Consider the following 25,479-nt stretch of genomic DNA (forward strand, 5'->3'; position numbering starts at 1 on the left):
CTCGTCACCGTATTCCTGGACGCCGTCGAGGGCGGCCGGGTCGAGAAGGTTCTGGTCGAGGACGGCGCGATGGTCAGTCAGGGCCAGCTGCTTGCCGTTCTTTCCAACTCGGATCTGCAGCTCAACCTCCTCGCCAGACAGACGGAAGTGACGCAGCAGATCAACTCGATGCGCAGCCAGGAGCTCGCCCTCTCGCAGAACCGGCTCCAGAATGAGCGCTCGCGGATCGAGGCGGAACTCGCGGCCAGCAAGGCGCGACGGCAGTTCGAGATGCAGCGCCCGCTTTCGGAAAAGGGGTTCGTGCCCGGCAAGGTGTTCCGGGACAGCCAGGACGAAGCGCAGTCGGCGGTGCGCCGCGCGCAGGTTGTGCGCCAGACCCAGGCAACCGACGAAAAGCTTCAATCCTCCCAACTCGCCCAGCTTCGCGCGTCGACAGCGGCCCTGAACGCCAGCCTGGGCATTGCGCGGGCCAGCCTCGATGCGCTGAACCTGCGCGCGCCGGTGACCGGCCAGCTCACGGCTTTCTCGATCCAGGTCGGCCAGTCGATGAATCGCGGCGAGCGGCTCGGCCAGATCGACAGCGCCGGGCGCAACAAGCTGGTCGCGCAGGTGGACGAATTCTACCTCGGTCGGGTCGAGCCCGGGCAAATCGCCACCGCCGAATGGGGCGGCAAGAGCTACCGCCTGAAGGTCGCCAAAATCTATCCGCAGGTCCGCAACGGCACGTTCGAAGTCGACCTCCAGTTCATCGGCGCCGAGCCGCCCGAGCTACAGCGCGGCCAGACATTGCAGACCAAGCTGACGCTCGGCGATCCCGCGCCCGCCCTGCTGATCCCGAACGGCGCCTTTTACAACGAGACCGGCGGCTCCTGGGTGTTCGTGGTGACGCCTGACGGAACCGAAGCGATCAAGCGCCAGGTTCGGCTCGGCCGCCGCAACGCCGATTTCATCGAAATCCTCGAAGGGCTGGAGCCCGGCGAGAAGGTCCTCACCTCACCCTATACCGGTTTCGCCGACAAGGATCGGCTGGACCTCGCCTCGAAATAGAAGGGAGCAACGCCGATGCTGACAATGCGAGACTTGGCCCGCGTTTATCGCACCGACACGATCGAGACGACCGCACTTGACGGCATCGATCTCGAGATCGGAGACGGCGAGTTCGTCGCGATCATGGGGCCGTCCGGCTGCGGAAAATCGACCCTACTGAACGTGATCGGCATGCTCGATAGCCCGTCCAGCGGCTCTTACGTGTTCAACGGCCAGGAGGTCGCCGGTCTTCCGGAAGGCAAATTGGCCGAAGTCCGTAAGGCGAATATCGGGTTCATCTTCCAGAGCTTCAATCTGGTCGACGAGCTCTCGGTGCGCGAAAATGTTGAACTGGCGCTGCTTTACCACAACGTCTCCTCGTCCGATCGGCGCCGCCGCGCCGACGAGGTGATGGACAAGGTCGGGATCGGCCACCGCGCCAAGCACCGGCCCAGCCAGCTCTCCGGCGGCCAGCAGCAGCGCGTCGCGGTCGCCCGAGCGCTGGTCGGCAGTCCAAAGCTGATCCTGGCCGACGAGCCGACCGGCAATCTCGATACCGTGCACGGCGAAGAGGTCATGAAGATGCTCCAAGCCCTCAATCGCGAAGGCTCGACCATTGTCATGGTCACCCACTCGCCGGGCCATGCCGATTATGCCGGCCGCGTCGTCAACATGCTCGACGGCCGCATCCTGCAAGAGCGCCGGCGGGCGGCGTGACCAACTGTTCGCCCCCATTGCGTCGCCTGAGCACCGGCCTGGCGTTGCTGAGCTTGGCACTTCCAGCCGCGGCCGACGCCCAGGCGCGTAGCGAGCAGACCGTGCTTATGTCGGCCAATCCGCAGGCGCGGGCGGACCAGGAGAAATATGGCTACGCCAGCGCGGTGATCGCGGGCGACACGATCTACCTGTCGGGCATGGTCGCCGGGCAGGCTCCCGGCGAGCAGGGTTTCGCGCCGGCCTTTGAGCGCATCTACCGTCAGGCCGACGCGATCCTGAAGCGGGCGGGCTCCAGCCTTGCCGACGTGGTCGACGTCACCAGCTTCCACACCGACATCACCGCGCAGATCGACGACATGGCCTCCGTGCAGAAGCGGATGCTCGGTTCGCCGCCGCCGGCCTGGACGGCCATCGACGTGGATCGCCTGCTCCCCGACGGGGGCATAGCCGAAATCAAGATCGTCGCCCGGCGCTCCGCGCCCGCGGCGGTGCAAGCCAAATAGCGGGAGGGAACGTCCAATGTGGCGCAACTACTTCACCGTCGGTGTCAGGGCGCTGACCAAGAACAAGACCTATGCCTTCATCAACATCCTCGGCCTCGCCCTCGGCCTTGCCGCATGCCTGATGATCCTGCTCTTCGTCCGCTATGAGTTGAGCTATGACAAGGAACTGCCCGGCGCGTCCCAGGCGTATCAGTTCCAGTCCTACTTCACCGATCCCGATGCGGGGGAGGTGCAGAAAATCCAGATGGCCCCCTATGTCTCCAAGGATCTGCTGGCGAAGGATTTCCCGCAGGTCGAGAATGCCGTCCACGCGCTCTCGGCGGGCCCGGTGGTGCTCAAGGGCGGTCAGGCTTATGCGACTAAAGATTTCAGGTTCGTCGACGGCAACCTGCTCGACATCCTGCAATTCCCACTGCTGAAAGGCGATCCCAAGACGGCGCTCAGCCAGGCCGGCACGCTCGTCCTGACCGAGACCGAGGCGCGCAAATATTTCGGCAACGAAGATCCGGTCGGGCAGACACTGACCCTGTCCGGACGCGGCCAGCAGGTCGACTATCGGATAACGGGCGTCCTCAAGGACCTGCCCAAGAACTCGCATTTCGCGGCGACCATGCTCGCTCGCTACGATCCGAAGACTTATTGGGCCGACACGCCCGAATTCATGGAGCAATGGGGCTGGCAGTCGGGGTGGGTGTACCTGAAGCTCCGGCCGGGCGCTAACGCCGACGCAATCAACGCCCAAATGGAAGCGTTCGAGAAGCGCAACATCCCTGACCAGGTGTTCGGCGGCCAAAAGACGAACCAAGGCGACTTCGCCGAATTCAAGCTCGTGAACATCGCCGACGTTCACCTGGGCGAGGCGCAGGACGCGGCGATGACGCCCGGCAACGACCGGCGCTCGATCATCACCTTCGGCGTGATCGCGGCCTTGATCCTGGCGATGGCCTGCGTGAACTTCACCAATCTCGCCACCGCCCGCGCGAGCCAGCGCGCCCGCGAAGTGGCGCTGCGCAAGGTGCTCGGCGCCAACCGCAAGCAGCTCGTCACCCAGTTCCTCGGCGAGTCCGTACTTGTCGCCGGATTCGCCATGCTGCTCGCGCTCGCCTTCGTGGAACTCGCCCTGCCGAGCTTCTCCCGTTTTCTCGATGCCGAGCTTCAGATGCGCTACTTCGGCGAAGGCGGCTTGTTCCTGCCGATCATCGGACTGGTGGTCCTGGTGGGCGCGGCCGGCGGGCTGTATCCGGCGCTCTACCTGTCACGCTTCCAGCCGGCCAGGGTGCTCAAGGCCAACAAGTCTTCCGCCGAGGCGCAGGGCTCGGGTTCGCTCCGCAACGTGCTGGTGGTCGCGCAATTCGCGGTCTCGATCGGCCTCATCATCTGCACGGCCGTGGTCTACGCGCAGACCGTCCACGCCCGCACCGCCGATCCGGGCTACCAGCGTGACGGCCTGCTGCAGCTGGAGAATGTCGGCCGCCGTGAGCTGTTTCCGGTGACCGAAACACTCATCCGCGAGCTGAAGGGGGTCGACGGCGTCACCGCTGTGGGCCGCACCGACATCGGCATCGCGACCCGCAACAACCAGAATACCGGCGTGCAGCTGCCCGGTCGGAATGAGCCGGTCAACATCGGCAATTACGGCGTCGACAGCGGCTTCTTCGAAACGATGGGCATCAAGCTCGTCGCTGGCCGCCTGTTCGACGAAAGCCGGCCGATGGACGACAGCACCACTCCGTTCCCGGAGGACAAGGCTGCCGAGCAGGCGCTGATCGCGCGGGGCTACAATGTGGTGCTGAATGAACTGGCGGTTCGCCGGCTCGGGCTCGGCAGCCCGCAGCAGGCAATCGGAAAGTCGTTCAAGATGCTCGCCAATCCGGAATATGGCGGCGTCGCGAACGCCACCGTGATCGGGGTCGTCCAGGACAGCCGGTTCCGCTCGATCCGCGAGACGATCGATCCGATCATCTTCCAGCTGGGCCGGATCGGACGCAACTGGATGCTGATCCGCTACCAGTCCAACGATCCGGCCCGGGTCCGTCGCGACGTCGAAGGGGTGTGGAAGCGGATCGCGCCGGAAGTGCCGTTCGAGGCGCAGTTCTCCGACGAGATCGTCGGTGAGCTCTACGAAGCCGAGGATGCGCGCGCGCAGACCTTCGCCGGCTTCGCGATCCTGGCCGTGATCGTCGCCTGCCTCGGCCTGTTCGGCCTCGCCGCCTTCACCGCTGAGCGGCGCACCAAGGAGATCGGCATCCGCAAGGTGCTGGGGGCACGCAGCCAGGACATCGTCCGGCTGCTCGCCTGGCAGTTCTCCAAGCCCGTCATCATCGCCAACCTGATCGCCTGGCCGATCGCCTGGTGGGTGATGCGCGATTGGCTGAACTCGTTCGACACGCGGATCGACCTCGGGCCGACGCCCTTCCTGCTGGCGGGCCTGATCGCCCTCGCCATCGCGATCGGCACCATTGCGGGCCATGCCCTCAAGGTGGCGAGGTCCAACCCGATCAACGCACTGAGGTACGAATAGCCGAGGAACGAAAGAGGCCGAACGAGGAGGAACGGGGATGTGGCGCAATTACGTGGTGACAGGCTTGAGGGCGCTGACCAGGAACCGGACCTACGCCTTCATCAACATCTTCGGCCTCGCCATCGGCCTTGCCGCCTGCCTCCTCATCCTCCTCTACGTTCGTTATGAGACGAGCTACGACCGCTGGCTGCCCGACGCCGAGCACGTCTATCAGGTGCAAAGCATCTACACCGATCCGGAAACCGGCGAGCGCAGCATCCAGCAGGGCACGCATGGCGTCATCACGGACACGCTCGCCAAGGACTTTCCCCAAATCGAATCGATCGCCCGGGCGGACGGCGACGAGGTGGTCCTGCTGAGAGGCGGCGAGCCGACCTACGCCGACATGATGTTCACCGAGCAGAACTTCTTCGATATCTTGCAGCTGCCCTTCCTCCATGGCGACCCCGGCACAGCGCTCAGGAACACGGACAGCCTGGTCCTCAGCCGGAGCGAAGCGGTCAGGCTGTTGGGCGGTGTCGATGTGGTCGGCCGCACGGTGACCGGCATCCGCAGAGGCGAGCGCTACGAGCTGCGTGTGACCGGCGTGTTCGAGGATATTCCGAGGAACAGTCATCTCCAGCTCGAAATGGTGGGCCGCATCACGGAGCAGCAGAAGGAGGAGTGCGGCTGGGGCTGCGTCAACGGCTTGGTTTATCTGAAACTCAAGCCTGGCGCCGACGCGGAGGAGATCAACCGCCAGCTTCCCGCCTGGGAGAAGCGCAACATCCCGCCGGTGGATGTCGGCGGCGCCAAGGTGAGCGAAGGCGATTCGTTCGACTGGAACCTGGTCAACGTCCGCGACGTGCATCTCAGCGAGGCCGAAGGCGAAGTGGAGCGCCCGGGCAACGACCGACGCACCATCGTCACCTTCGTCGTCGTGGCGCTGCTGATCCTCGGCATCGCCTGCGTGAACTTCGTGAACCTCGCCACCGCGCGGGCCAGCCAGCGCGCCCGCGAAGTGGCGCTTCGCAAGGTGCTCGGCGCTAGGCGCAAGCAGCTTGTCGTCCAGTTCCTCGGCGAGTCGATGCTGCTGACCGCAATCGCGATGCTACTCGCGCTGGCGATGGCCGAACTGAAGTTGCCGGCGCTCTCAGCTTTCCTCAATGCCGATCTCACGCTCAACTATATCGGCAAAGGCGGAGTGCTGCTGCCGGTTGTGGGGCTGGTGCTCGCGGTTGGCCTTGCCGGCGGGATCTATCCTGCCTTTTACCTCTCGCGATACCAGCCGGGCGCCGTGCTGCGGGCCAACCAGTCGGCCGCCGAGCCACATGGCAGCGGACGGCTTCGCAGCGGCCTCGTGGTCGCCCAATTCGCGGTGTCGATCGGACTGATCATCTGCACCGCCATCGTTTATGCCCAGACCGAGTTCGCTCGGACCAACGATCCGGGCTATCGCCGCGAGGGGCTGATCCAGGTCGGCAACCTGAACCGCGCCGCGATGATCCCCGTCACCGAAACGCTGCTGCGTGAGGTCGAGAAGCTGGACGGCGTGAAAAGCGCCACGGCTTCCACGATTTTCGTCGCCAGCGGCACGACCATGAACACCAATGTGCAAGTGCCCGGCCGGATCAAGCCGATGACGATCGGCTGGTATAGCGTGCATCCCAATTTCTTCGATACGATGGGCATCCAGCTGCTCGCCGGGCGCAAGCTGTCGCGCAGCTTCGCCAACGACAATGGCTGGACCCCATACGAGCCGGAGGAAGCGGTTGAGCCCGCCCAGCGCGCACTCGCCCAGCGCGGCCTCAACGTCGTCGTCAACGAGCTTGCCGCCAAGCAGATGGGCTTTCCCAGCGCCGCCGCCGCGATCGGCAAGCAGCTCAAGGTCAACCAGTTCTCCGAAGATGTCGGACTGCTTCCGATCACCATCGTCGGCGTCGTCCAGGATTCGCGCTTCCGTTCGATCCGTGAGCCGGTCGAGCCGATGATCTTCCATGACCGCGGCATCTACCGCCAACTGATCGTCCGCTACGATTCGGCCGACCCCGAGGCGGTTCGCCAGAATATCGGCCGCGTGTGGAAGCGGCTCGCGGCCGAGGTTCCCTATGACGGGCAATATGCCGACGATCAGCTCGCCGAGCTTTACCTGACCGAGGCGGCCCGCGCGAAGACCTTCGGCGGCTTTGCGCTGCTCGCGATCGTCATCGCCTGTCTTGGCTTGTTCGGGCTGGCGGCGTTCACGGCCGAGCGCCGCACCAAGGAGATCGGAATCCGCAAGGTGTTCGGGGCCACTGTGCGCGACATCGTCGCGCTGCTCGCCTGGCAGTTCTCCAAGCCGGTGGTGCTCGCCAACCTGATCGCCTGGCCGGTCGCGTGGTGGGTGATGCGCGAATGGCTGAACCAGTTCGACGCCCGCATCGCGCTGACGCCCGGACCCTTCGTCTTCGCCGGCCTGCTCGCGCTCGTGATCGCGATCGGCACCATCGCCGGCCACGCCATCAAGGTCGCCCGGACCAATCCGATCCACGCCTTGCGATACGAATAGGGGACGAAGGCGATGTGGCGGAACAATCTCCTGCTCGCGGTTCGGCTGCTGGCCCGGCACCGCATCTATTCCGCCATCAACATCGGCGGGCTTGCACTCGGGCTGGCGGCTTGCCTGCTGATCCTCGGCTATATCCGCTACGAGCGGAACTACGATTCCTGGCTGCCGGATCACGAACGCGTTTATCAGGTCCAGACGACGATCCGTCCGCCAGGCCAGCCGGTGGTGCGGCTTCAGGCGAGCTCGTACGCGCTTTACGAGCGGCTTGGCGACTTCCCGCAGATCGAGGCGGCGACCTCCGTCGCTGCGGGGAAGACGGTCACAGACCATGGCGGCCGGCCGATGTTCCTTGACGCCACCACGGTCGATAGCGCCTTCTTCGACGTTTTCGCGCTGCCCTTCGCGCAAGGCTCGGCGGCTGAGGCGCTGCCCGACTTGAACTCGATCGTGGTGACGGAAAGCGACGCGATGCGGCTGTTCGGCCGCGCCGATGTGCTCGGCAAGACGCTGAGCCTCGGCGCGGGCGAGGGCAAACGCGACTACCGGATCACTGGGGTGTTGCGCGACCTGCCGCGCGACAGCAGCCTGCGGGTCGGCATCGTCTACCTGCGCGACCCCAAGCAGACGCCGCCCGAGATGCGCGGCTGGGGCGCTTTCGACCAGCATCATTACGCCAAGCTGCGTACCGGCGCCGATGCGGCGGCGATCAACGCGGCGCTTCCCGCCTGGGAGAAAAGGGTCGTCGCGCCGGAGATGATCAACGGCGTCACGGTATCCATGGCGGACGTGTTCGACTTCCGGCTGGTGCCGCTGACCGACGTTCACCTCGGCGAGGCCCAGGAGCGGGCGATCGCGCCGGGCGGCGACACGCGTTCGCTCGCCACATTCGGAATCATCGCGGCGCTTATCCTCGCCATGGCGGTCATGAACTTCGTCAACCTGACCACCGCGCGCGCGACGCTGCGGGCGCGCGAGGTCGCCGTCCGCAAGCTGCTCGGGGCCTCGCGCGGCAAGCTGGTCGTTCAGTTCTTCGCGGAGAGCGCGCTGATCGCGGCCGCGGCGACGCTGATAGGGCTCGCCATCGTCGAACTCGCCACGCCATGGATGGGCGCGATCCTGGGCGCGGACCTGCCGCTCGCCTATTTCGGCGAGCGAGGCATGCTGGCGCCCGCGCTGGCGCTGCTCGCATTCACCGCGGTTGCCGGTGGCCTGTACCCGGCCCTTCATCTCAGCCGCTTCAAGCCCGCACGGGTGCTGCGCGCCAACCAGTCCTCGGCGGGGGCGCCGGGTGCCGGCCGGCTGCGCGCGGTGCTGGTCGTCGTCCAGTTCGCGATCGCGATCGGCCTGATCGCCAGCACAGCAATCGTCTGGTCGCAGACCCGCTTCGTCGAGCGCGTCGATCCCGGCTACGCCCGTGACGGCCTGGTCCAGATCGACAATGCTTGGCGCTTCACCCAAGGCGCGGAGTACGAGGCTGCGCGCCGGGCCATGCTCGCAATCCCGGGCGTCACGGAATCTGGGCGCACCGGCCTCGCGCTTGGCGCGACAGACAAGCCGCTGAATCTGATGCGCAGGCCGGGCGCGGACCAATATGAGTCGATGGGCCTGTACGGCATCGACGCCGATTTCCTGAGGACCATGCGGATCGACCTGCTCGCCGGTCGCCTGCTTGGCGATCGCGTTGCCACGGACCGGACGGAGGGCTTGAAGCCCCCAGAGCTCGCCGCACGCGGGGTCAACGTGGTCGTCAATCGGAGCGCCGCCGCCAAGTTCGGCTTCCGTGCTCCGCGCGCCGCGGTCGGCCAAGCGGTCGAGATCGCCTTCGATGGCCTGGCGACGGTCCCTGCGCGGATCGTGGGCGTGGTGGAGGACACGCGTTTCCGCAGCGCCCGCGATACGATCGAGCCGCTCGTCTACACCTATGATCCCACGCGCACCCATGTCGTGCTGGTCCGCTACGCCTCGGCGCGGCCGGGCGACGTCATGGCGGCGCTTGAGGAGGTCTGGCGCCGCTTCGAGCCCGAGTTGCCGTTCGAGGCGCGCTTCGCCGATGACATCGTGCGCGAGCTCTACGCGGCGGACCGCGCGCGCACCCTGCTGTTCGCCGGCTTCTCTGCACTCGCGATCGTGATCGCCTGTCTGGGCCTCTACAGCCTTGCTGCATTCGCCACGGAGCGGCGCACAAAGGAGATCGGCATCCGAAAGGTGTTCGGCGCGACCGTTCGCGACATCGTGCGGCTGCTTGCCTGGCAGTTCTCCAAACCGGTGGTGCTGGCGAACCTTATTGCCTGGCCGATCGCCTGGTGGGTGATGCGCGATTGGCTCAACACCTTCGACGCGCGCATCGCCTTGACCCCGGGACCGTTCGTCCTCGCCGGTCTGCTGGCGCTGACGGTCGCGACCGGCACCGTCGCCGGGCACGCGATTCGAGTCGCCCGGACCAATCCGATCCACGCCTTGCGATACGAATAGGAGAGCGGCCATGTGGCGCAATTACCTGACTGTCGGCATCCGGGCGCTGGCCAAGAACAAGACCTACGCCTTCATCAACATCCTGGGTCTCGCCATCGGAATGGCGGCATGCCTGATGATCCTGCTCTTCGTCCGTCACGAGATGAGCTACGACCAGTGGCTCCCCGAGCGCGAGCGCATCTACCAGTTCCAGAGTTGGTACAAGTCCAAGGAGACGGGCGAGGAGAACAAGCTGCAGATGACGCCCTGGCTCGCGGGCGAGCGGCTCAAAAAGGATTTCCCGCAAGTCGAGCGCGCCGTCTACGCCTTCGGAACGGAGCCAGTCTTCATCAAGGACGGCCAGGCGCAGGCGATCGAAGACTTCATCTATGCGGACGGCGACTTCCTGTCGGTCCTCCCGCTGCCGATGGCCGATGGCGATCGCAACGCGCTTGCCCAGATCAACTCCGTGGTGCTGACCCAGAAGGAAGCGCGCCGGCTCTACGGCACCGAGAATGTCATCGGCCGCACCCACAGCGTGATCAGCCGCGGCATCACCCGCGATTTCCGCATCACCGGCATCCTCAAGGATGTCCCCAAGAACTCGCACCTGCAAATCTCGACGATCGCCCGGATCGATTACGGCCAGTTCAACGCGGACACGCCTCAAGCGCTGGACTGCTGGGGCTGCCAGAATGGCTGGGTGTGGGCGAAGCTGAAACCCGGCGCCGACGCCAAGATGATCGAGGCGGCGCTGCCGGCTTGGGAGAAGCGTAACATCCCCGACGAAGTGGTCGGTGAAGGCAAGTTCAACCAGGGTGACGAGCAGGACTGGCACCTTGTCAACGTCAGCGACATTCACCTGGGGGAGGCGCAGGACGGCGCCATGTCCCCGGGCAACGACCGGCGCACGATCATCACCTTCGCGATCATCGCCGTTCTGATCCTGGGAATGGCCGTGGTGAACTTCACCAATCTCGCAACGGCTCGCGCCAGCCAGCGCGCCCGGGAAGTCGCGCTGCGCAAGGTGCTCGGCGCCAACCGACGCCAGCTCATCGTCCAGTTCATCGGAGAGTCGCTGCTGATCTCCCTCGTCTCGATGCTGATCGCGCTTGCGATGGTGGAGCTGCTGCTGCCGTCCTTCGCCGCGTTCCTCGACGCCGACCTGAGGGTGAGTTATTTCGGATCGGGCGGCATCATCGGCTCTGTGCTGGTGCTGATCCTTGCGGTGGGCGTGCTCGGCGGGCTCTATCCCGCCTTCTTCCTGTCGCGCTTCCAGCCGGCTTCCGTGCTCAAGGCCAACAAGTCCTCGGCAGAAACGGCGGGCACCGGGCGTCTGCGCAGCGCGCTCGTCATCGGCCAGTTCGCCGTCTCGATCGGCCTCATCATCTGCACGGCCGTGGTCTACGCCCAGACCGTTTACGCCCGCAGCGTCGATCCGGGCTACAAGCGCGATCACATCCTCCAGGTCGAGGAGTTGAGCCGATACCAGCTGATCGACAAGGGCGAGACGATCGCCCAGCAGACCAAGCGCGTGCCGGGCGTCGAAGCCGTCGGGCGCACCACCATCGGCGTCGCGACCGACAACAACAGCAACACCGGCGTCGCGCTTCCCGGCCGGGCGGACCCGATCAACATCGGCATCTACGGGGTCGATACCGGCTTCTTCGATGCGATGGGGCTGACCTTGGCGGCGGGACGCTGGTTCGATGAGAGCCGTCCGCTGGACGACATGACGCTGCCTTACCCGCCACAGCCAGCGGCGGAAAAGGCGCTGGTGGAGCGCGGAGGCAATATCGTCGTGAACGAACTCGCCGCGCGACGGCTCGGCTTCAACAACCCGGCCGAGATCGTCGGCAAGAGCTTCCGGGCGGCGCTTGTCGACATCAAACAGGGCCTGGTGCCGGTGACGGTGATCGGCGTGGTCAAGGATGCGCGCTTTCGCGACATTCGCCAGCCGCTCGATCCGATCATGTTCCAGAACCAGCGCAGCGGCCACACGCACATGGTGGTTCGCTTCCGCGGGGACCCTTCGGCGGTTCGCGCCGGGGTGGAGCGCATGTGGAAGGGCATCACTCAGGAAGTGCCGTTCAACGCCACGTTCAGCGACGACATCATGCTCGAACTCTACGAGGCCGAGGATGCCCGGGCCAAGACCTTCGCCGGCTTCGCTATCCTGGCGATCATCGTCGCCTGCCTGGGTTTGTTCGGGCTGGCCGCGTTTACCGCTGAGCGCCGCACCAAGGAGATCGGCATCCGCAAGGTGCTGGGCGCGCGCAGCCGCGACATCGTCCGGCTGCTTGCCTGGCAATTCTCCAAGCCCGTCATCATCGCCAATCTGATCGCCTGGCCGGTCGCCTGGTGGGTGATGCGCGACTGGCTGAACGGTTTCGACGCCCGCATCGACCTCGGGCCGACGCCCTTCCTTCTTGCCGGCTTGCTGGCGCTCGCGATCGCGATCGGCACCATTGCCGGCCACGCGCTCAAGGTCGCTCGCGCCAACCCGATCCTGGCGCTCCGGTACGAATGATACGCGAGTCGGCCGTTCGTCGATCCGGACGGCCCGTTGGCAGAATGAGGTGGGAACAGGAGAAACACCGGCGGCATCAGGCGCTTGGGATGATCGAGACTGTGCTGGGCGTACAAGAGTGCCGCCTGGAGGCGTGTCCTGTTCATTCGCCGCCGGACCGGACCGGATCGAACAGGAGCTGCTTGCAAATGATGGTTGCTTTCATCTGGGCCGCGGCCGCCCTCCTCGTCAGCCTCATGCTGAGCCTCGTCGGGCTCAAGGCATGGCAAGGCTGGCTCGACCTTCGCCGTTTCGAGCTCGCCCAAAACCGGTCGCAACTTCACCCGACGCCGGAGGCCACGCCGGCCGTGCGCATCGAGATGGCCGATCTGAAGGAGCGCTTGCGCAAGCTCGAGGCGATCGCGACGGGCGTCGATCTGTAGATCCAGTCGAGCCGAAGAGCTTCCGGCATTCGCGCCCGCCGACCAGGGGATCAGCCCCGCAGCGCCGCATGGCGCGTGATCCTTCCGGTTCTGGAACGACTTGCGGCTCGCGTGGTTCTCCATCCGGAAGGAGGGCGGCGTGCAAATCCTGCTGCTTGGCGCCACAGGCCTGATTGGCTCCAGCATGGCCGCGCGGCTCACGGTGGACGGCCACGAAGTCGTCGCCGTCACTCGGGATTGCGGGCCCGGGGCTCGGCGCCTGGCGGTTGCGCGCCGGATCGAGCTGGATCTGCGCCGGGCCACCTCGCCCGAAGTGTGGGCGCCGCACCTGGCCGGCATCGATGCCGTGATAAACTGCGCAGGCGTTCTTCAGGACAATGCGCGGGACTCGACCGCCGCCGCGCACATGGACGGTCCGGCGGCCTTGTGGGAGGCATGCGAGCGCGCCGGCATCCGGCGCGTGATCCATTTCTCGGCAATGGGAGTGGACCGAGGCGGGCTGACCGCGTTCTCCCGGTCGAAGCTCGAGGGCGATCAGGCGCTGATGCGGCGAAATTTCGACTGGATCGTCCTTCGTCCCTCCGTCGTAGTCGGGCGCCCGGCTTATGGCGGCAGCGGCCTTCTGCGCGGCCTGGCGGCGCTGCCGATCCTGCCGCGAACCCCCGATGCCGGGCAACTCGACATCGTGCTGCTGGACGATGTCGTGGAGACCGTCGCGCGCCTGCTCCGCCCAGGCGCGCCCTCCCGCCTCGTTCTGGAATTGGCCGGTCCGGAGCGGATGAGCTTCGACGAGGTGGTCGCCGCCTATCGCGCCTGGCTCGGCCGCCCGCCCGCTCGGCTCGTCTCGCTGCCTGGGTTCGCGATGCGGCTGGCGTATCGGCTCGGCGATCTCCTCGCCAAGTTCGGCTGGCGACCGCCGATCCGAAGCACGGCGCGCGTCGAGATCACGCGCGGCGCCACCGGCGATGCATCGGCCTGGAAGGAGGTGACGGGCCTGGCGCCGCGTTCGCTTCGGACCGCGCTCGCAGCCGAGCCGGCATCGGTGCAGGAACGCTGGTTTTCAAACCTGTATCTGCTGAAGCCGCTGATGATCGGCGTTTTCGCCCTGTTCTGGCTGATGACCGGCATCGTCTCGCTGACGGCCGGCTATGACCATGCCGAGTGGCTGATGCGGAAGGCCGGCGCGGGACCGCTCAGCGGCCCGAGCGTGGTCGCTGGCGGCATCGCCGACATTGTCGTTGCCACGGCCATGCTGTTTCGCCGCACCGCGCGTCCTGCCCTGTTCGCGGCGCTCGGCCTGTCCATCTTCTATGTGGTCGCCGGGACCATCCTGCTCCCGGTGCTGTGGAGCGATCCGCTTGGCCCGATGATGAAGATCTGGCCGATCCTGGTGTTCAACCTCGCCTGCCTGGCGGTGCTGGAGGAGCGATGACGGCTTATTACGTGCTGAAGTTCCTGCACGTCATCGGCGCGACCGTTCTGCTCGGGACGGGGGCGGGCATCGCCTTCTTCATGCTGATGGCACATCGCAGCGGCGACGTTGCCTTGATCGCCGGGACGGCTCGGATCGTCGTCGTCGCCGATTATCTTTTCACCGCCAGCGCAGTGGTGCTGCAGCCCGTGACCGGCCTGCTGCTGGCCCGCGAAGTCGGCTACTCGCTTGGCGAAGGTTGGATCGTCGCCTCGATCGCGCTCTATCTGTTCACCGGCGCGTTCTGGCTGCCGGTGGTCTGGATGCAGTTGCGCATCCGTGATCTGGCGCAGGCCGCCGCCGCTTCCGGGGAGCCGCTGCCGCCGCAATATCATCGGCTGTTTCGGCGCTGGTTCCTGTTCGGCTTCCCCGCCTTTGGCGCTGTGCTACTCATCTTCTGGTTGATGATCACTCGACCGGAGCTGCGATGGTGAGCAGGAACGATCTGGGGCTTGGCAGCCGAATGCTGATTGGAGGCGTTGCAGGCTTCGCGGCGACGCTGGCGATGACTTCGGTGATGGCGCGCATGCACCGCCGGCTTCCGCCCGAGGACCAGTATCCGCTCACTCCCCGCGAGATCGTCGACAGCGGCGCGGAGATGCTCGACCTGGAGCTGAGCGACGGCCAGGCGAGGGACCTCACCATCGCCGCCCACTTCGCTTATGGCGCCGGCTGCGGCGCGCTGATCGCCCTCGCCCATCCGCGCATCGGCAAGCGGGCCGGCGCCCTGGCCGGCGCGTCGGTATGGCTGGCAAGCTATCTGGGCTGGATTCCGATGGCTGGCGTGCTGAAGCCGGCCACGCAGCACCCGGCGCGCCGCAATCTCCTGATGGTCGCCGCCCACCTGGTCTGGGGCGCAGCAACAGCCCAGGGCATCCGAGAGCTGACGCTCGCGCGCGAAACCATGTTGAGGTCGGGGCCGGAGCGCGACGCCGTCCGTGCGGCGACGAGGGCCGCGAGCTGACCGGCGATCAGTCGACGTGCTTGACGGCAGGAGGATCGCTCGCCGGGAAGCTCTCGTCGCTGGCTTCGTCAACCCTGGTCCATTCCTTGGGCGGGTCGCGCATCGCGTCGGCGCCGGCCTGCCTGGCATTGCCGGTATGTCCGACAAAGCCCGCCGGGCGCTGCTCGGCAATGGCGTTCCCGTCAGAAACTCCGCGCTGCCCGCCTCCCATCAGATAACGTGCCAGCAGGAAGCCGAGGCCGGCCGCCGCAACGAGGCCGATGCCGGCGTAGATCGCCTTGTCGCGTTCGATGTCGTCCATCCGCATCTGGAGCCTCCTGTTCTGCCGTCGGCCGTGATTGTGCTTCGGGAACATCTGGAGCAAGGACCGGTTCCGCCTGTGTAACAGCCGGAGCCAGCCACTTGATCGCCTCGGAAACACTTTCTCCGCTATTGCCCGAAGAAACCGAAGCGGCGACCCGGCGGCTGCTCGCCAAGGCCTGCGATCGCGATCTGATGTTCGCCACTGCGGAAAGCTGCACGGGCGGCATGCTCGCCTCGTTGCTGACCGACCTGCCCGGTGTGGCGCACGCCTTCGAGCGCGGCTTCGTCACTTATACGAACGAAGCCAAGAACGAGATGCTGGGCGTGCCCCTAGATCTCATCGAAGAGAAGAATGCGGTCTCCAAGGAGGTGGCGATCGCGATGGCCGAAGGCGCGCTGCAACGCTCGCGGGCGCATATCGCGCTTTCGGTTACCGGCTTTGCCGACAAAGGGATCGAGCCCGGTCTCGTGCATTTCGGCTGCGCCCGGGCCGGCCGCGTCACCGCGCACCGCGAGGAGCATTTCGGGGAGATCGGCCGCGGCGCGACTCGCATCGCATGCATGCGAGTCGCGATCGAGATGATGACGGACATGCTGTGATGGCGAAAAACGCGCCGTTCGAGGCGATTCACCGCCACGGCTTCGTCCGCGTCGCCGCCGCGACCCCGGTCGCCTCGGTCGGCGACGTTGCACTGAATGTGAAGGCTGTGCTGGACCTTGCTCAACAGGCGGATGAGCGCGGCATCGATCTCGTCGTCTTCCCGGAGCTGAATATCTCCTCCTATGCTGTCGACGACCTGCACCTGCAGGAGGCGTTCCTGGACGCCGTCGAAGACGGCATCGCGACGCTGGCAAAGGAGACGGCGCGGCTTGCGCCCGTTCTCTGCGTCGGAGCGCCGCTGCGGCGCAATGGTCGGCTCTACAATTGCGGGCTGGTGCTGTCGCGCGGGCGCATCCTCGGGGTCGTGCCGAAGAGCTTCCTGCCCAACTACCGCGAATATTACGAAAAGCGCTGGTTCGCGCCGGGCGTCGGGCTGAATGGGATGGACATCGCCGTTGCGGGCGAGCTCGTGCCGTTCGGCACGGACCTGATTTTCGCGGCAGAGGATCTGGACGACTTCATCTTCCACGTCGAAATCTGCGAGGATTACTGGGCGCCGCAGCCGCCATCCACGGTCGGCGCGCTGGCGGGCGCCTTGATCCTGTGCAACCTCTCCGCCTCCAACATCACGATCGGCAAGGCGGACGAGCGCAAGCTGCTCTGTGCGTCGCAAAGCTCGCGCTGCTGCTCGGCTTACGTCTACGCCGCTTCCGGGCCGGGCGAGAGCACGACCGACCTTGCCTGGGACGGGCAGGGTTCGATCTATGAGTTCGGCGAGCAACTCGCCGAGTCGAGCCGCTTCGATCCGGATCCGGAACTCGCGGTCGCCGATATCGACGTCCAGCGCCTTCGGCTCGAGCGGATGCGAATGGGCACCTTCAACGACAACGCGATTGCCGCCGGACACCCCGAGAAACGCGCCCGCCGCATCCATTTCGCCCACCAACCGCACGGCAAGGATGTCGGGTTCGAGCGGCCGATCCGCCGCTTCCCCTATGTGCCGAACCGGCGCGAGCAGCTCGACCAGGATTGCTACGAGGCGTTCAACATCCAGGTACAGGGGCTTGCCAAGCGCTTCACCGCCACCAGCGGCAGGCATCTGTTGATCGGCGTGTCGGGCGGCCTCGATTCGACGCACGCGTTGATCGTCGCGGCCAAGGCGTGCGACTTCCTCAAAATTCCGCGCTCGACCATCCTCGGCTTCACGATGCCCGGCTTCGCGACCGGCGAGAGCACCAAGTCGAATGCCTGGGCGCTGATGAAGGCGCTTGGCATCGTCGGCGAGGAGATCGACATCAAGCCGGCGGCGCGCCAGATGCTCGGCGACATGGGTCACCCGTTCAGCAGGGGTGAGCCGGTCTACGACATCACCTTTGAAAATGTGCAGGCGGGGCTCAGGACCGACTATCTGTTCCGCCTGGGGAACCAGCGGGGCGGCTTTGTCGTCGGCACGGGCGACCTCAGCGAGCTGGCGCTCGGCTGGTGCACCTATGGCGTCGGCGACCAGATGAGCCACTATGGCGTCAATGCCGGAGTGCCCAAGACGCTGATCCAGTATCTGGTCCGCTGGTGCGTGAAGTCGGGCCAGTTCGATTCCGAAACGGACCGCATCCTCACCGCGATCCTGGAGACGAAGATCTCGCCCGAGCTGGTTCCAGCAGACGAAGCGGGCATGCAGAGCACCGAAGACCGGATCGGCCCATACGAGCTGCACGACTTCTTCCTGTTCCACACGCTTCGCAGCGGGCAACCCCCGTCAAAGGTCGCTTACCTTGCCTGGCAGGCATGGCACGATCGGAATCGGGCGCTGTGGCCGTTCGACTATCCCGAGGCACTGAAGCGCGAATATGACCTGGAGACCATCCGCAAGTGGCTGGAGGAGTTTCTGCGCCGCTTCTTCCAGACCAGCCAGTTCAAGCGATCGGCACTTCCCAATTCGCCCAAAGTGTCGATGGGCGGCTCGCTGAGCCCGCGAGGCGACTGGCGCGCCCCTTCCGATGGCGTGGCAGGACCTTGGCTCGACGAACTGAAGCGCGGCCTGGCCTGAGCAGTCGTGACGTCCGTCGGGATCTTGGAGACGGGTGAGCCGCCGCCGGACCTGACCGTCCGGTTCGGGCGCTATGGCGACATGTTCAAGCGGATGCTCGGACCCGATTTCGCGGTTCGCGCCTATGACGTGCGGCGAGGCGAGTATCCGGTCGAGATCGAAGCTCATCGGGGCTATCTGGTCACGGGATCGCCGGCCGGCGTGTACGAGGACCATGACTGGATCGAGCCGCTCAAGGCCTTTCTCCGGTCCGCCAGTGGCCGGGCCAGGTTGGTCGGGATCTGCTTTGGCCATCAGGTCATGGCCGAAGCCTTCGGTGGCCGCGTCACGAAGTCGACCCGCGGCTGGGGCGCAGGCCTGCACCGCTACGAGCTGATCCACCCTGAGCCTTGGATGGAAGACGCCGCAGCTTTCTCGATCGCGGTCTCGCACCAGGATCAGGTGGTCGCCCTGCCGCCGGGCAGCCGGGTCGTCGCGGGCAATGCGTTCAGCCCGTTCGGGATGCTGGCTTACCGCGATCATCAGGCGCTATCGTTCCAGTGCCACCCCGAATTCGATCCGGACTTCACTCGGGCGCTGATCGAAAGCCGCCGCGACCGCCTCCCCGACCCAGACGCAGCGCTGGCAACCCTTGCCCAGCCGGACGATCGGGCGCGCGTGGCGGACTGGATCCGCTATTTCCTCCGGGGTGCAACGGCCGCGGGCGATGACTGATTGGCGAGCAATCCAGGCCGACATCACCAGGCTCGCGGTGGACGCGATCGTGAACGCGGCCAATTCTTCGCTGCTTGGCGGGGGCGGCGTTGACGGGGCTATCCATCGTGCAGCCGGGCCAGCCCTTGTGGCCGAGTGCCGGACGCTCGGGGGTTGCCCGGTGGGGGAGGCGCGGATCACGAAGGGCTATCAGCTCCGGGCTCCAAATGTCATCCATACCGTCGGCCCGGTCTGGCGCGGTGGCCAGGACGGCGAACCTGGCAAGCTTGCCGCCTGCTACCGCAACAGCCTCGCGCTCGCCCAGGCCCACGGGCTGAGGAGCATCGCCTTTCCGGCGATATCGACCGGTATATACGGGTACCCGCAACGCGACGCTGCCCAGGTGGCGGCAAGGGCCGTAGGTGAATATCTGCAAAAGGAGCCGGCCGCCTTCGACAGGATCCTCTTCTGCTGCTTCAGCCCGGAAGCGACCTGCATCTACAGCGACGCGATCGCTGGAGAGAGCTGACCCGCAGTCGCGATGTCGCGCAGCCAAGAAAAAGGGGCGGCCCGAGCCGCCCCTCAGCTCCTGAACTCCTGACTTCAGAAGTTCGCGTAAGCTTCGTTGCCGACGAAGCCCATGGCCTCGACCCTGGCATTCTTGGTGATTGCAAGCACCTGATCGACCACTTCGTAGCGGGCCCGGGGGTCCGGTTGGAGGTGCAGTTCGGGGATTGGCGTCATCTGCTGCGTGAGGTCCAGATATTGGCGCAGCTGGAGCTCATTCACGGGAGCGCCGTTCCACAGAACCGTTCCGGCCGGATCGATCACGATCTTGTTCTTAACCGGATCGATCGGAGGTGGGTTATTGTTCTGGCTGTCGACGGGCAAATCGAGCTTCACCGCGTGAGTCTGGATCGGGATCGTGATGATGAACATGATGAGCAGCACGAGCATGACGTCGATGAGTGGCGTCGTATTGACGTCCATCATCGGTTCGTCTTCGCCGCCGCCGCCTACTGACATTGCCATTTGATATCGCTCCTAGATCACATGCGGGTGGTGACGCCGCCGGGTGCTGGCTCCGAGATGAAGCCGACCCGGCTGAAACCGGCACGCTGCATGGTGAAGATTGCGCCGCCGACGCAGCTATAATGGGTGTTGATGTCGCCGCGAATATGAGCTTCCGGCAGTTCGGTGACGTTGGCCGGGCCGCCCTGCTTCTCGACTTCCGCCTTGAGCTTCTCGACCGCCTTGTCGAGCAGCTCCTGCGAATTCATGCGTTGCAGTCCCCAGTAGACCTCGCAACTGCCCTGAGTGCCCCGAACGGAGAGGTTGACGTTCTCGGGCTTGGTCGTGGTCGGCTCGAACTTCACCTTGGGAAGCTCCACCGGAATCGTCTGGAGCACGACGGGAACGGTGATGAGAAAGATGATCAGCATCACGAGCATCACGTCCACGAGCGGCGTCGTGTTGATTTCGGACATCGGGGTTTCTTCGCCGCCCTCTGATCCAACGCTCATTGCCATCTTGGTCTGTTCCTGTCCTGACTGATCGGCTTTGCTGCCGGACGGGTGCGCCCGCAGGACACACCCGTCCGGCCGCGATTACATCTTGTTGGCGCTTGCCGTGGTCGCACCCGTCGCACTGCCAGTGCTGGTGGTGCCAGCCTTGGCGGTGGAAACGCCAGCGGTTCCGCCAGCCGTGGCACCAGTAGCGGCAGCGGCACCCGCACGGGCCTGAGCGGCCGTCGCCGGCTTCACGCTGCCACCCGACATCATGTAGCCATGGACGTCGTTGGTGAAGCGGGCGAGTTCTTCGAGCACCGACTTGTTGCGGCGCATCAGCCAGTTGTAGGCCATAACGGCCGGAACCGCGACGACCAGGCCGATGGCGGTCATGATCAGCGCCTCGCCGACCGGGCCGGCGACCGCGTCGATCGAAGCCTGGCCGGACGAGCCGATCTTGATCAGCGCGCGGTAAATGCCGACCACGGTACCGAACAGGCCGACGAACGGCGCCGTCGAACCCACGGTGGCGAGCAGGGCCATGCCGTTGCTGAGCCTGGATGCGATCGCGCCCTGGCTGCGCGCGAGCGAGCCCATCATCCAGTCATGCTGGTCGATCGGATCGGTGAGCTTGTTGTGCTGCTCCTGCGCGATCAGCGCGTCATCGACGATCTGGCGATAGGCGCTGTTCTTCTCCAGCTTGGCCGCACCTTCCCGCAAATTGGCGGACTGCCAGAAGGTGGTGCGGGCGCGCTTGCCCTGGTTGATGATCTTCTGCTGTTCAAAGAGCTTGACGAACAGAATGTACCAGGAGGCAGCGGACATCACCACCAAGATGATGAAGGTCGCCCAGGCGATGGTGCCGCCCTGCTCGAGTGCGGCCATCAGGCCATACGGGTTTTCGCCGCCGTGGGCGCCTGCTGCGGGAGTAGCCATTGATCACGTTCCTCTCAGTCGAATGTGCAGACAATGTAGTCAGATCGGTAGTTGCTTATTGCTCAGGCAGAACCCAGCGAATCCGGCTCGACATCTGATCCCCGACCGGGTTGCCGGCGGTATCACGTGCCGGAGTGAATCTCGCCCGGCTCCTCATGATCCTGCATGTGGCGCTGTCGAGGGCCGATGAACCGCTCGACGATGTCACGGTGCAGTTGGCCACCCGTCCATCCGGCCCGATTTCAAGTCGGAAGCCTGTTGTTCCCTGCTCTTCGGAGCGCACCGCGGACGGCGGATAATCGTCATCGGAGACATAGGAAGCGAGGTTGGCTTTAGCCTTCGCCGCTTGCGATTTGACGGGCGGCGGGGGCGGCGGCGGCGGCGGTGGCGGTGGCGGTGGCGCGGGCGGAGCCGGCGGCGCCGGTGGTGCCGTGTAGGTAGGCACGAAAGGCGGTGCTTCGCGGACGGTCTGGACCGGCGTCTGCGGCACGTTGGTCCGCACCAGCGGCGGCGGCGACACCACGGGCGGCGGCTGCACCTGTTGAACGTCAGGCGGCGGGGGCGGCGGCTCCTCTTCCGGGGGCGGCGGCTCCTCGACCACGTCGAATGTCTTCAGATCCTCGGCCGTCTTCTTGATCACCTGGTAAGCCAGACCAGTGATGAAGGCATAGCCGATGATCGCGTGGAGCAACGCGACGATTACGATCGCCGCAATGCGTCCGTTGCTCATCTTTTGATCAACGTACGACATTAACCAGCCACACTCCCTTTCCAGGTTCTGCCGGTAGCGGCGGAGAGAACAACGCAGCCGAACCGTAACGGGTCCATGCAATGTGTTAAGATCACACTGCGCAGGGCTGGGTTCTCTATCGTTACGGTTTCGGCTGCGCAACTCCCCTGCGGAATCCCGCTAATTCAGAGTGGAAAATGGCTGCGCAACGTGAGTCGCGGGGCTAAGCGACGCTCAATTACCTGTTCATGTGGGTTCACTCAGGGTTGGAAAATGAAAATCTCTCGCGTGAAATCGCTGCTGACGGCCATTATTCTGGTCGCTTCGACCGGCTCTGCCGAATCACAAACGCCAGCGCTTGCGCCGGCCCCGACCTACGCCGACCTGGCCGATCTGGCTCTGCCGGCGCAGGTCGTCGCACATGTCCGTGTTGCGAGCGCCGCGCGGCTCAAGCCTGCCGAGGCGCCGGGCCTGGCCGCCGGTCGCACCCGCTTCTACGTACAGGCGGACGTGATCTCCTTGATCCGCGGGCCAGGCGAGATGGCGGCTCGCGTGAGCTATCTTGTGGATTTGCCCAACGACGCGGACGGCAAAGCGCCCAAGCTGCGCAAGAAGGAAGAGCGGCTGATCTTCGCCGCAAGCGTACCGGGTCGCCCCGGGGAACTGAGGCTGCTCGCACCGGACGCGCAGATCGCCGCGGTGCCCGCCGACGCGGAGCGGCTGCGCGCGATATTGCGGGAAGCAGCGGGAGCACGCGCAGCCCCCCGCATCACCGGCATTGGCAAGGCTTTTCATGTTCCAGGCTCGCTGCCCGGCGAAAGTGAAACGCAGATTTTCCTGCTGACCGCCGAGAACCGCCCGGTATCGCTCAGTATCGTGCGCCGCCCGGGCCAAGCGCCGCGATGGGCGGTCGCGCTGAGCGAGATTGTCGACGAAAGCGCCGCCGCTCCCGCACGGAACAGCTTGCTCTGGTACCGCCTCGCATGCGGACTGCCGCGGACTCTCCCGCCGCAAAGCTTGGCGGACGCCGATCGGAACGACGCTGGAGCGATTCGTGCCGATTACGGGCTCGTGCTCAATCAACTCGGCGGCTGCCCGCGCAACCGGATCAGGCGCTAGAAGGAGGCAAGATCGACGCCTACGCCCGCGCAATCCGGATAGATGTCCGGCTTGCGACTGCGAACGCGAAGTGCGGTTACGCCCAGCCGAGCTGCGACCCGATCGTAGATCGCGCGGACCAGCGTTTCCTGAAGATTGTAGCGCTTGGCGCTTGCCAGGGCCGCGATTTCGGTGCGGAGGAAATCGTAGTTCCAGGCCCGTGACGCATCGTCCTCCTCCGGAAAGGAGGCCTCGTCGACCCAGACTTCCACCGTCAGGATGAGACGCTGGGGTCGCCCCACTTCGAAGTCGTGGAATCCGATATCCACCTCCAGGACATAATCGTCGAGCACGATCTTGCGTGTCCGAGGGCGCAGCCGATCGGGCACAAGCCCGTCAAGTTGGGCAAAGTGGTTCATGATTTCGGCTCCAGAAACTGAACGTCGCGAGCAAGGCCCAGGAAACGCTGCCCGGCGTCGAGCGTGATGACCTGGCCGGTAATGGTCGGGGTTGCGACGAGGAAGCGCAACGCGGCGACGATCTCGTCCACCTCCACGCCGCGGCCGAGCGCGTTCAAGCGGTGCACTTCGTTGAAATTGTCTCGGCTCTGCGGCCCGGAGACGAGGGTCACCGACGGTGCAATGCCACACACACGGATGCCGCGGGCGGAATAGGCGCGGGCCGACAGTTCGGTCAGGCCGGCCAAGCCCATTTTGGAGACGGTGTAGGTGAAGAAATCAGGGTTCGGGTGGGCCAACTTGGCGTCGAGCAGGTTGACGACCAAGCCACCCCCCTCGCCCGCTGAGGCTGCGAATGCCTGTGTCAGAAGCGCGGGCGCGCGCAGGTTCACCGCCTGGTGCAAATCCCACTCCGCGACGGTGAACTGCTCGGCACTGTCAAAGACGAACTGTGACGCGTTGTTGACCAGCAGCCGTGCGGGGGGAAACCCATCGAGCGATCTGAAGATGATCTCGGCAGCACTCGGCTCTGCAAGATCGGCCACGGCCACGGCCGCCCGGCCGAGTTCGGCCGCAAGCGCCTCCGCCTCCGCTCTCGACCGATTGCAGTGAATCAGCACGTGCCAGCCGTCCGCGCTGAGCGCGCGTGCGATGGCGGCCCCGATGCGCTTGGCGCCGCCAGTCACGATCGCTGTGCGTGGCCCTTCGAACTCCGGCGGCATGGGCGGGCGGATAAGTCGGCACGGCCGAGGCGGCAAGCTTTGCGATCCGTGTCGCGATCACCTAGCTTGGCTCGGATGCCGATGCCTACCACACCTGAGGATCTGACCGGCCTGACGCTGGCCGACATCGCAAGGCTCGCGGCGGAGCGCAGGCTGCCGCCTGTCGACAAGTGGAACCCGAGCCACTGCGGCAGCAGCGGGATGCGCATCGCCGAGGACGGCACCTGGTTTCACGAAGGCAGCCCGATCGGGCGCGAGGCAATGGTGCGATTGTTCTCCACCATCTTGCGGCGCGAGCCGGATGGCCGGTTCGTACTGGTCACCCCGGTCGAGAAGCTCGACATCGAGGTCGAGGACGCGCCATTTGTCGCGGTCGAGATGAAAAGCGAAGGCCAGGGCCGGGATCGGTCGCTCGCTTTTCGGTTGAACGTCGGCGAGCTGGTCATGGCGGGGCCGGAGCACCCCCTCCGATCCGAGCCGCGGGGGAACGGGCCTCATCCCTATCTGCAAGTGCGCCCGGGCCTTGATGCACGCATCGTGCGGAGCGTCTATTATGAGCTGGCGGAACTGGCGCTGGCGGAAGGCGGCGATCCTCCTGGCCTTTGGAGCGGGGGCGTCTTCTTCCCGCTCGGCCCGGCCGCGTGACCCTGGCCGACACGCTGCGCGAGGCGCTCGCGCTGGGCGCAAAGCGCAGCCCTGTGCTTCTGTCCGGCGACCCACTCGATCCGCTCGCCCAGCCGGACCAGCCGGTGATCCCGGCGGCCGTTTTGGTCCCTGTTGTCGACCGACTAGAGCCGACGGTGATACTGACCCTGCGCACCAACGAAGTGCGCCGGCATCCCGGCCAGATATCTTTCCCGGGGGGCCGAATCGACCAGGGCGACGCCGGCCCTGTCGAGGCCGCACTGCGCGAGGCCGAGGAGGAGATCGGCCTGCCACGGGCGTGCGTCGAACTGGTAGGCACGGCGGATCCTTACCAGACGATCACCGGCTACGAGGTGATACCGGTGGTGGGCGTCGTGGCCCCCGACATCCCGTTGACGCCGCAGCCGTCGGAAGTCGCCGCCATCTTCGAAGTGCCACTCCATTATATGCTGGACGGACGGCATCAGCAGGTGCGCACGGTGGAATGGCGGGGCGCCGAGCGGAGCTACTACGAAATCCAGTGGCAGGAACACCGCATCTGGGGCGCCACCGCGGCGATGATTGTCAACCTCAGCCGGAGGCTCCAGCTCGCCCCGTGAGACTGCC

The 25,479-nt window shown here is 65.6% G+C and carries 25 protein-coding genes; 18 read left to right on the forward strand and 7 right to left on the reverse strand.

From position 1 onward, the window contains the following. From VF631_RS04105 to VF631_RS04155, 11 genes are all read left to right on the forward strand, one after another. Positions 1-1,047 (forward strand): efflux RND transporter periplasmic adaptor subunit (locus VF631_RS04105; protein ID WP_431849003.1); only part of this gene is annotated, 1,047 nt, incomplete at its 5' end. A 15-nt stretch (positions 1,048-1,062) separates the two neighbouring features. Further along, positions 1,063-1,743 carry an ABC transporter ATP-binding protein gene (locus VF631_RS04110; protein ID WP_431849004.1) on the forward strand — a complete coding sequence of 227 codons (681 nt, stop codon included), beginning with the start codon at positions 1,063-1,065 and terminating at the stop codon, positions 1,741-1,743. 53 nt (positions 1,744-1,796) lie between these two features. Then, positions 1,797-2,246, forward strand: coding sequence for a Rid family hydrolase (locus VF631_RS04115; RefSeq protein ID WP_431849005.1), 450 nt, complete (start codon positions 1,797-1,799; stop codon positions 2,244-2,246). A gap of 16 nt (positions 2,247-2,262) precedes the next feature. Then, the gene (locus tag VF631_RS04120) at positions 2,263-4,767 is read left to right on the forward strand and encodes an ABC transporter permease (RefSeq protein ID WP_431849006.1); all 2,505 of its coding nucleotides are present in this window, start codon (positions 2,263-2,265) and stop codon (positions 4,765-4,767) included. Positions 4,768-4,804: 37 nt separating this feature from the next. Continuing rightward, entirely contained in the window at positions 4,805-7,294 is a 2,490-nt protein-coding gene (locus VF631_RS04125) for an ABC transporter permease (RefSeq protein ID WP_431849007.1), read from the forward strand. A gap of 12 nt (positions 7,295-7,306) precedes the next feature. Beyond that, a complete protein-coding gene (locus VF631_RS04130; protein WP_431849008.1) occupies positions 7,307-9,766 on the forward strand; it encodes an ABC transporter permease in 2,460 nt (819 codons plus the stop codon). A gap of 10 nt (positions 9,767-9,776) precedes the next feature. Beyond that, entirely contained in the window at positions 9,777-12,275 is a 2,499-nt protein-coding gene (locus tag VF631_RS04135; protein ID WP_431849009.1) for an ABC transporter permease, read from the forward strand. A 188-nt stretch (positions 12,276-12,463) separates the two neighbouring features. Beyond that, positions 12,464-12,697 (forward strand): hypothetical protein, encoded by a 234-nt coding sequence (locus tag VF631_RS04140; protein ID WP_431849010.1) that lies wholly within the window; start codon positions 12,464-12,466, stop codon positions 12,695-12,697. Positions 12,698-12,836: 139 nt separating this feature from the next. Then, positions 12,837-14,129, forward strand: a complete 1,293-nt coding sequence (locus VF631_RS04145) for an SDR family oxidoreductase (protein WP_431849011.1) — start codon at positions 12,837-12,839, stop codon at positions 14,127-14,129. Continuing rightward, entirely contained in the window at positions 14,126-14,602 is a 477-nt protein-coding gene (locus VF631_RS04150) for a DUF2269 family protein (RefSeq protein WP_431849012.1), read from the forward strand. The genes VF631_RS04145 and VF631_RS04150 overlap by 4 nt, the downstream gene beginning before the upstream one ends. Beyond that, entirely contained in the window at positions 14,596-15,132 is a 537-nt protein-coding gene (locus VF631_RS04155; protein ID WP_431849013.1) for a hypothetical protein, read from the forward strand. Before VF631_RS04150 ends, VF631_RS04155 begins: the two co-directional genes overlap by 7 nt. 7 nt (positions 15,133-15,139) lie before the next feature. On the opposite strand, the gene VF631_RS04160 is transcribed toward VF631_RS04155, so the two are convergent. After that, complete coding sequence (locus VF631_RS04160) at positions 15,140-15,439, reverse strand: hypothetical protein (protein WP_431849014.1); 300 nt, start codon at positions 15,437-15,439, stop codon at positions 15,140-15,142. A 125-nt stretch (positions 15,440-15,564) separates the two neighbouring features. Here VF631_RS04160 and VF631_RS04165 point away from each other — a divergent pair, with 125 nt between their 5' ends. Genes VF631_RS04165 through VF631_RS04180 form a run of 4 tightly spaced genes read left to right on the forward strand, consistent with a single transcriptional unit; the run spans position 15,565 to position 19,305 of the window. Then, on the forward strand, positions 15,565-16,035 hold the full coding sequence (locus tag VF631_RS04165; protein WP_431849015.1) for a CinA family protein: 471 nt from the start codon (positions 15,565-15,567) through the stop codon (positions 16,033-16,035). After that, positions 16,035-18,083, forward strand: coding sequence for an NAD(+) synthase (locus VF631_RS04170; RefSeq protein WP_431849016.1), 2,049 nt, complete (start codon positions 16,035-16,037; stop codon positions 18,081-18,083). Before VF631_RS04165 ends, VF631_RS04170 begins: the two co-directional genes overlap by 1 nt. Before the next feature lie 6 nt (positions 18,084-18,089). Continuing rightward, positions 18,090-18,797 carry a glutamine amidotransferase-related protein gene (locus tag VF631_RS04175; RefSeq protein WP_431849017.1) on the forward strand — a complete coding sequence of 236 codons (708 nt, stop codon included), beginning with the start codon at positions 18,090-18,092 and terminating at the stop codon, positions 18,795-18,797. Further along, positions 18,790-19,305 (forward strand): O-acetyl-ADP-ribose deacetylase, encoded by a 516-nt coding sequence (locus VF631_RS04180; protein WP_431849018.1) that lies wholly within the window; start codon positions 18,790-18,792, stop codon positions 19,303-19,305. Before VF631_RS04175 ends, VF631_RS04180 begins: the two co-directional genes overlap by 8 nt. 74 nt (positions 19,306-19,379) lie before the next feature. Here VF631_RS04180 and VF631_RS04185 read toward each other — a convergent pair whose 3' ends face one another. The 4 genes from VF631_RS04185 to VF631_RS04200 all read right to left on the reverse strand — a co-directional run bounded on the left by VF631_RS04185 (position 19,380) and on the right by VF631_RS04200 (position 21,971). After that, complete coding sequence (locus VF631_RS04185) at positions 19,380-19,808, reverse strand: ExbD/TolR family protein (protein ID WP_431849019.1); 429 nt, start codon at positions 19,806-19,808, stop codon at positions 19,380-19,382. 17 nt (positions 19,809-19,825) lie between these two features. Beyond that, positions 19,826-20,305 (reverse strand): ExbD/TolR family protein, encoded by a 480-nt coding sequence (locus VF631_RS04190; RefSeq protein ID WP_431849020.1) that lies wholly within the window; start codon positions 20,303-20,305, stop codon positions 19,826-19,828. Between the two features lie 78 nt (positions 20,306-20,383). Beyond that, a complete protein-coding gene (locus VF631_RS04195; protein ID WP_431849021.1) occupies positions 20,384-21,220 on the reverse strand; it encodes a MotA/TolQ/ExbB proton channel family protein in 837 nt (278 codons plus the stop codon). Positions 21,221-21,275: 55 nt separating this feature from the next. Beyond that, positions 21,276-21,971, reverse strand: coding sequence for an energy transducer TonB (locus tag VF631_RS04200; protein WP_431849022.1), 696 nt, complete (start codon positions 21,969-21,971; stop codon positions 21,276-21,278). Positions 21,972-22,223: 252 nt separating this feature from the next. Here VF631_RS04200 and VF631_RS04205 point away from each other — a divergent pair, with 252 nt between their 5' ends. Beyond that, positions 22,224-23,069: a hypothetical protein gene (locus tag VF631_RS04205; RefSeq protein ID WP_431849023.1), complete on the forward strand. Its 846-nt coding sequence runs from the start codon at positions 22,224-22,226 to the stop codon at positions 23,067-23,069. Here the strand turns inward: VF631_RS04205 and VF631_RS04210 are convergent. Both VF631_RS04210 and VF631_RS04215 read right to left on the reverse strand, forming a co-directional pair. Continuing rightward, complete coding sequence (locus VF631_RS04210; RefSeq protein WP_431849024.1) at positions 23,066-23,467, reverse strand: dihydroneopterin aldolase; 402 nt, start codon at positions 23,465-23,467, stop codon at positions 23,066-23,068. The genes VF631_RS04205 and VF631_RS04210 overlap by 4 nt on opposite strands. Beyond that, positions 23,464-24,192: an SDR family oxidoreductase gene (locus VF631_RS04215; protein WP_431849025.1), complete on the reverse strand. Its 729-nt coding sequence runs from the start codon at positions 24,190-24,192 to the stop codon at positions 23,464-23,466. The genes VF631_RS04210 and VF631_RS04215 overlap by 4 nt, the downstream gene beginning before the upstream one ends. Before the next feature lie 111 nt (positions 24,193-24,303). On the opposite strand from VF631_RS04215, the gene VF631_RS04220 reads away from it, so the two are divergent. Beyond that, positions 24,304-24,873: a DUF1285 domain-containing protein gene (locus tag VF631_RS04220; protein ID WP_431849026.1), complete on the forward strand. Its 570-nt coding sequence runs from the start codon at positions 24,304-24,306 to the stop codon at positions 24,871-24,873. Next, positions 24,870-25,472, forward strand: coding sequence for a CoA pyrophosphatase (locus VF631_RS04225; protein ID WP_431849027.1), 603 nt, complete (start codon positions 24,870-24,872; stop codon positions 25,470-25,472). Before VF631_RS04220 ends, VF631_RS04225 begins: the two co-directional genes overlap by 4 nt. Positions 25,473-25,479: the final 7 nt, after the last annotated feature.

Origin of the sequence: Allosphingosinicella sp. (assembly GCF_036387615.1) — a bacterium.
GTDB lineage: Bacteria > Pseudomonadota > Alphaproteobacteria > Sphingomonadales > Sphingomonadaceae > Allosphingosinicella.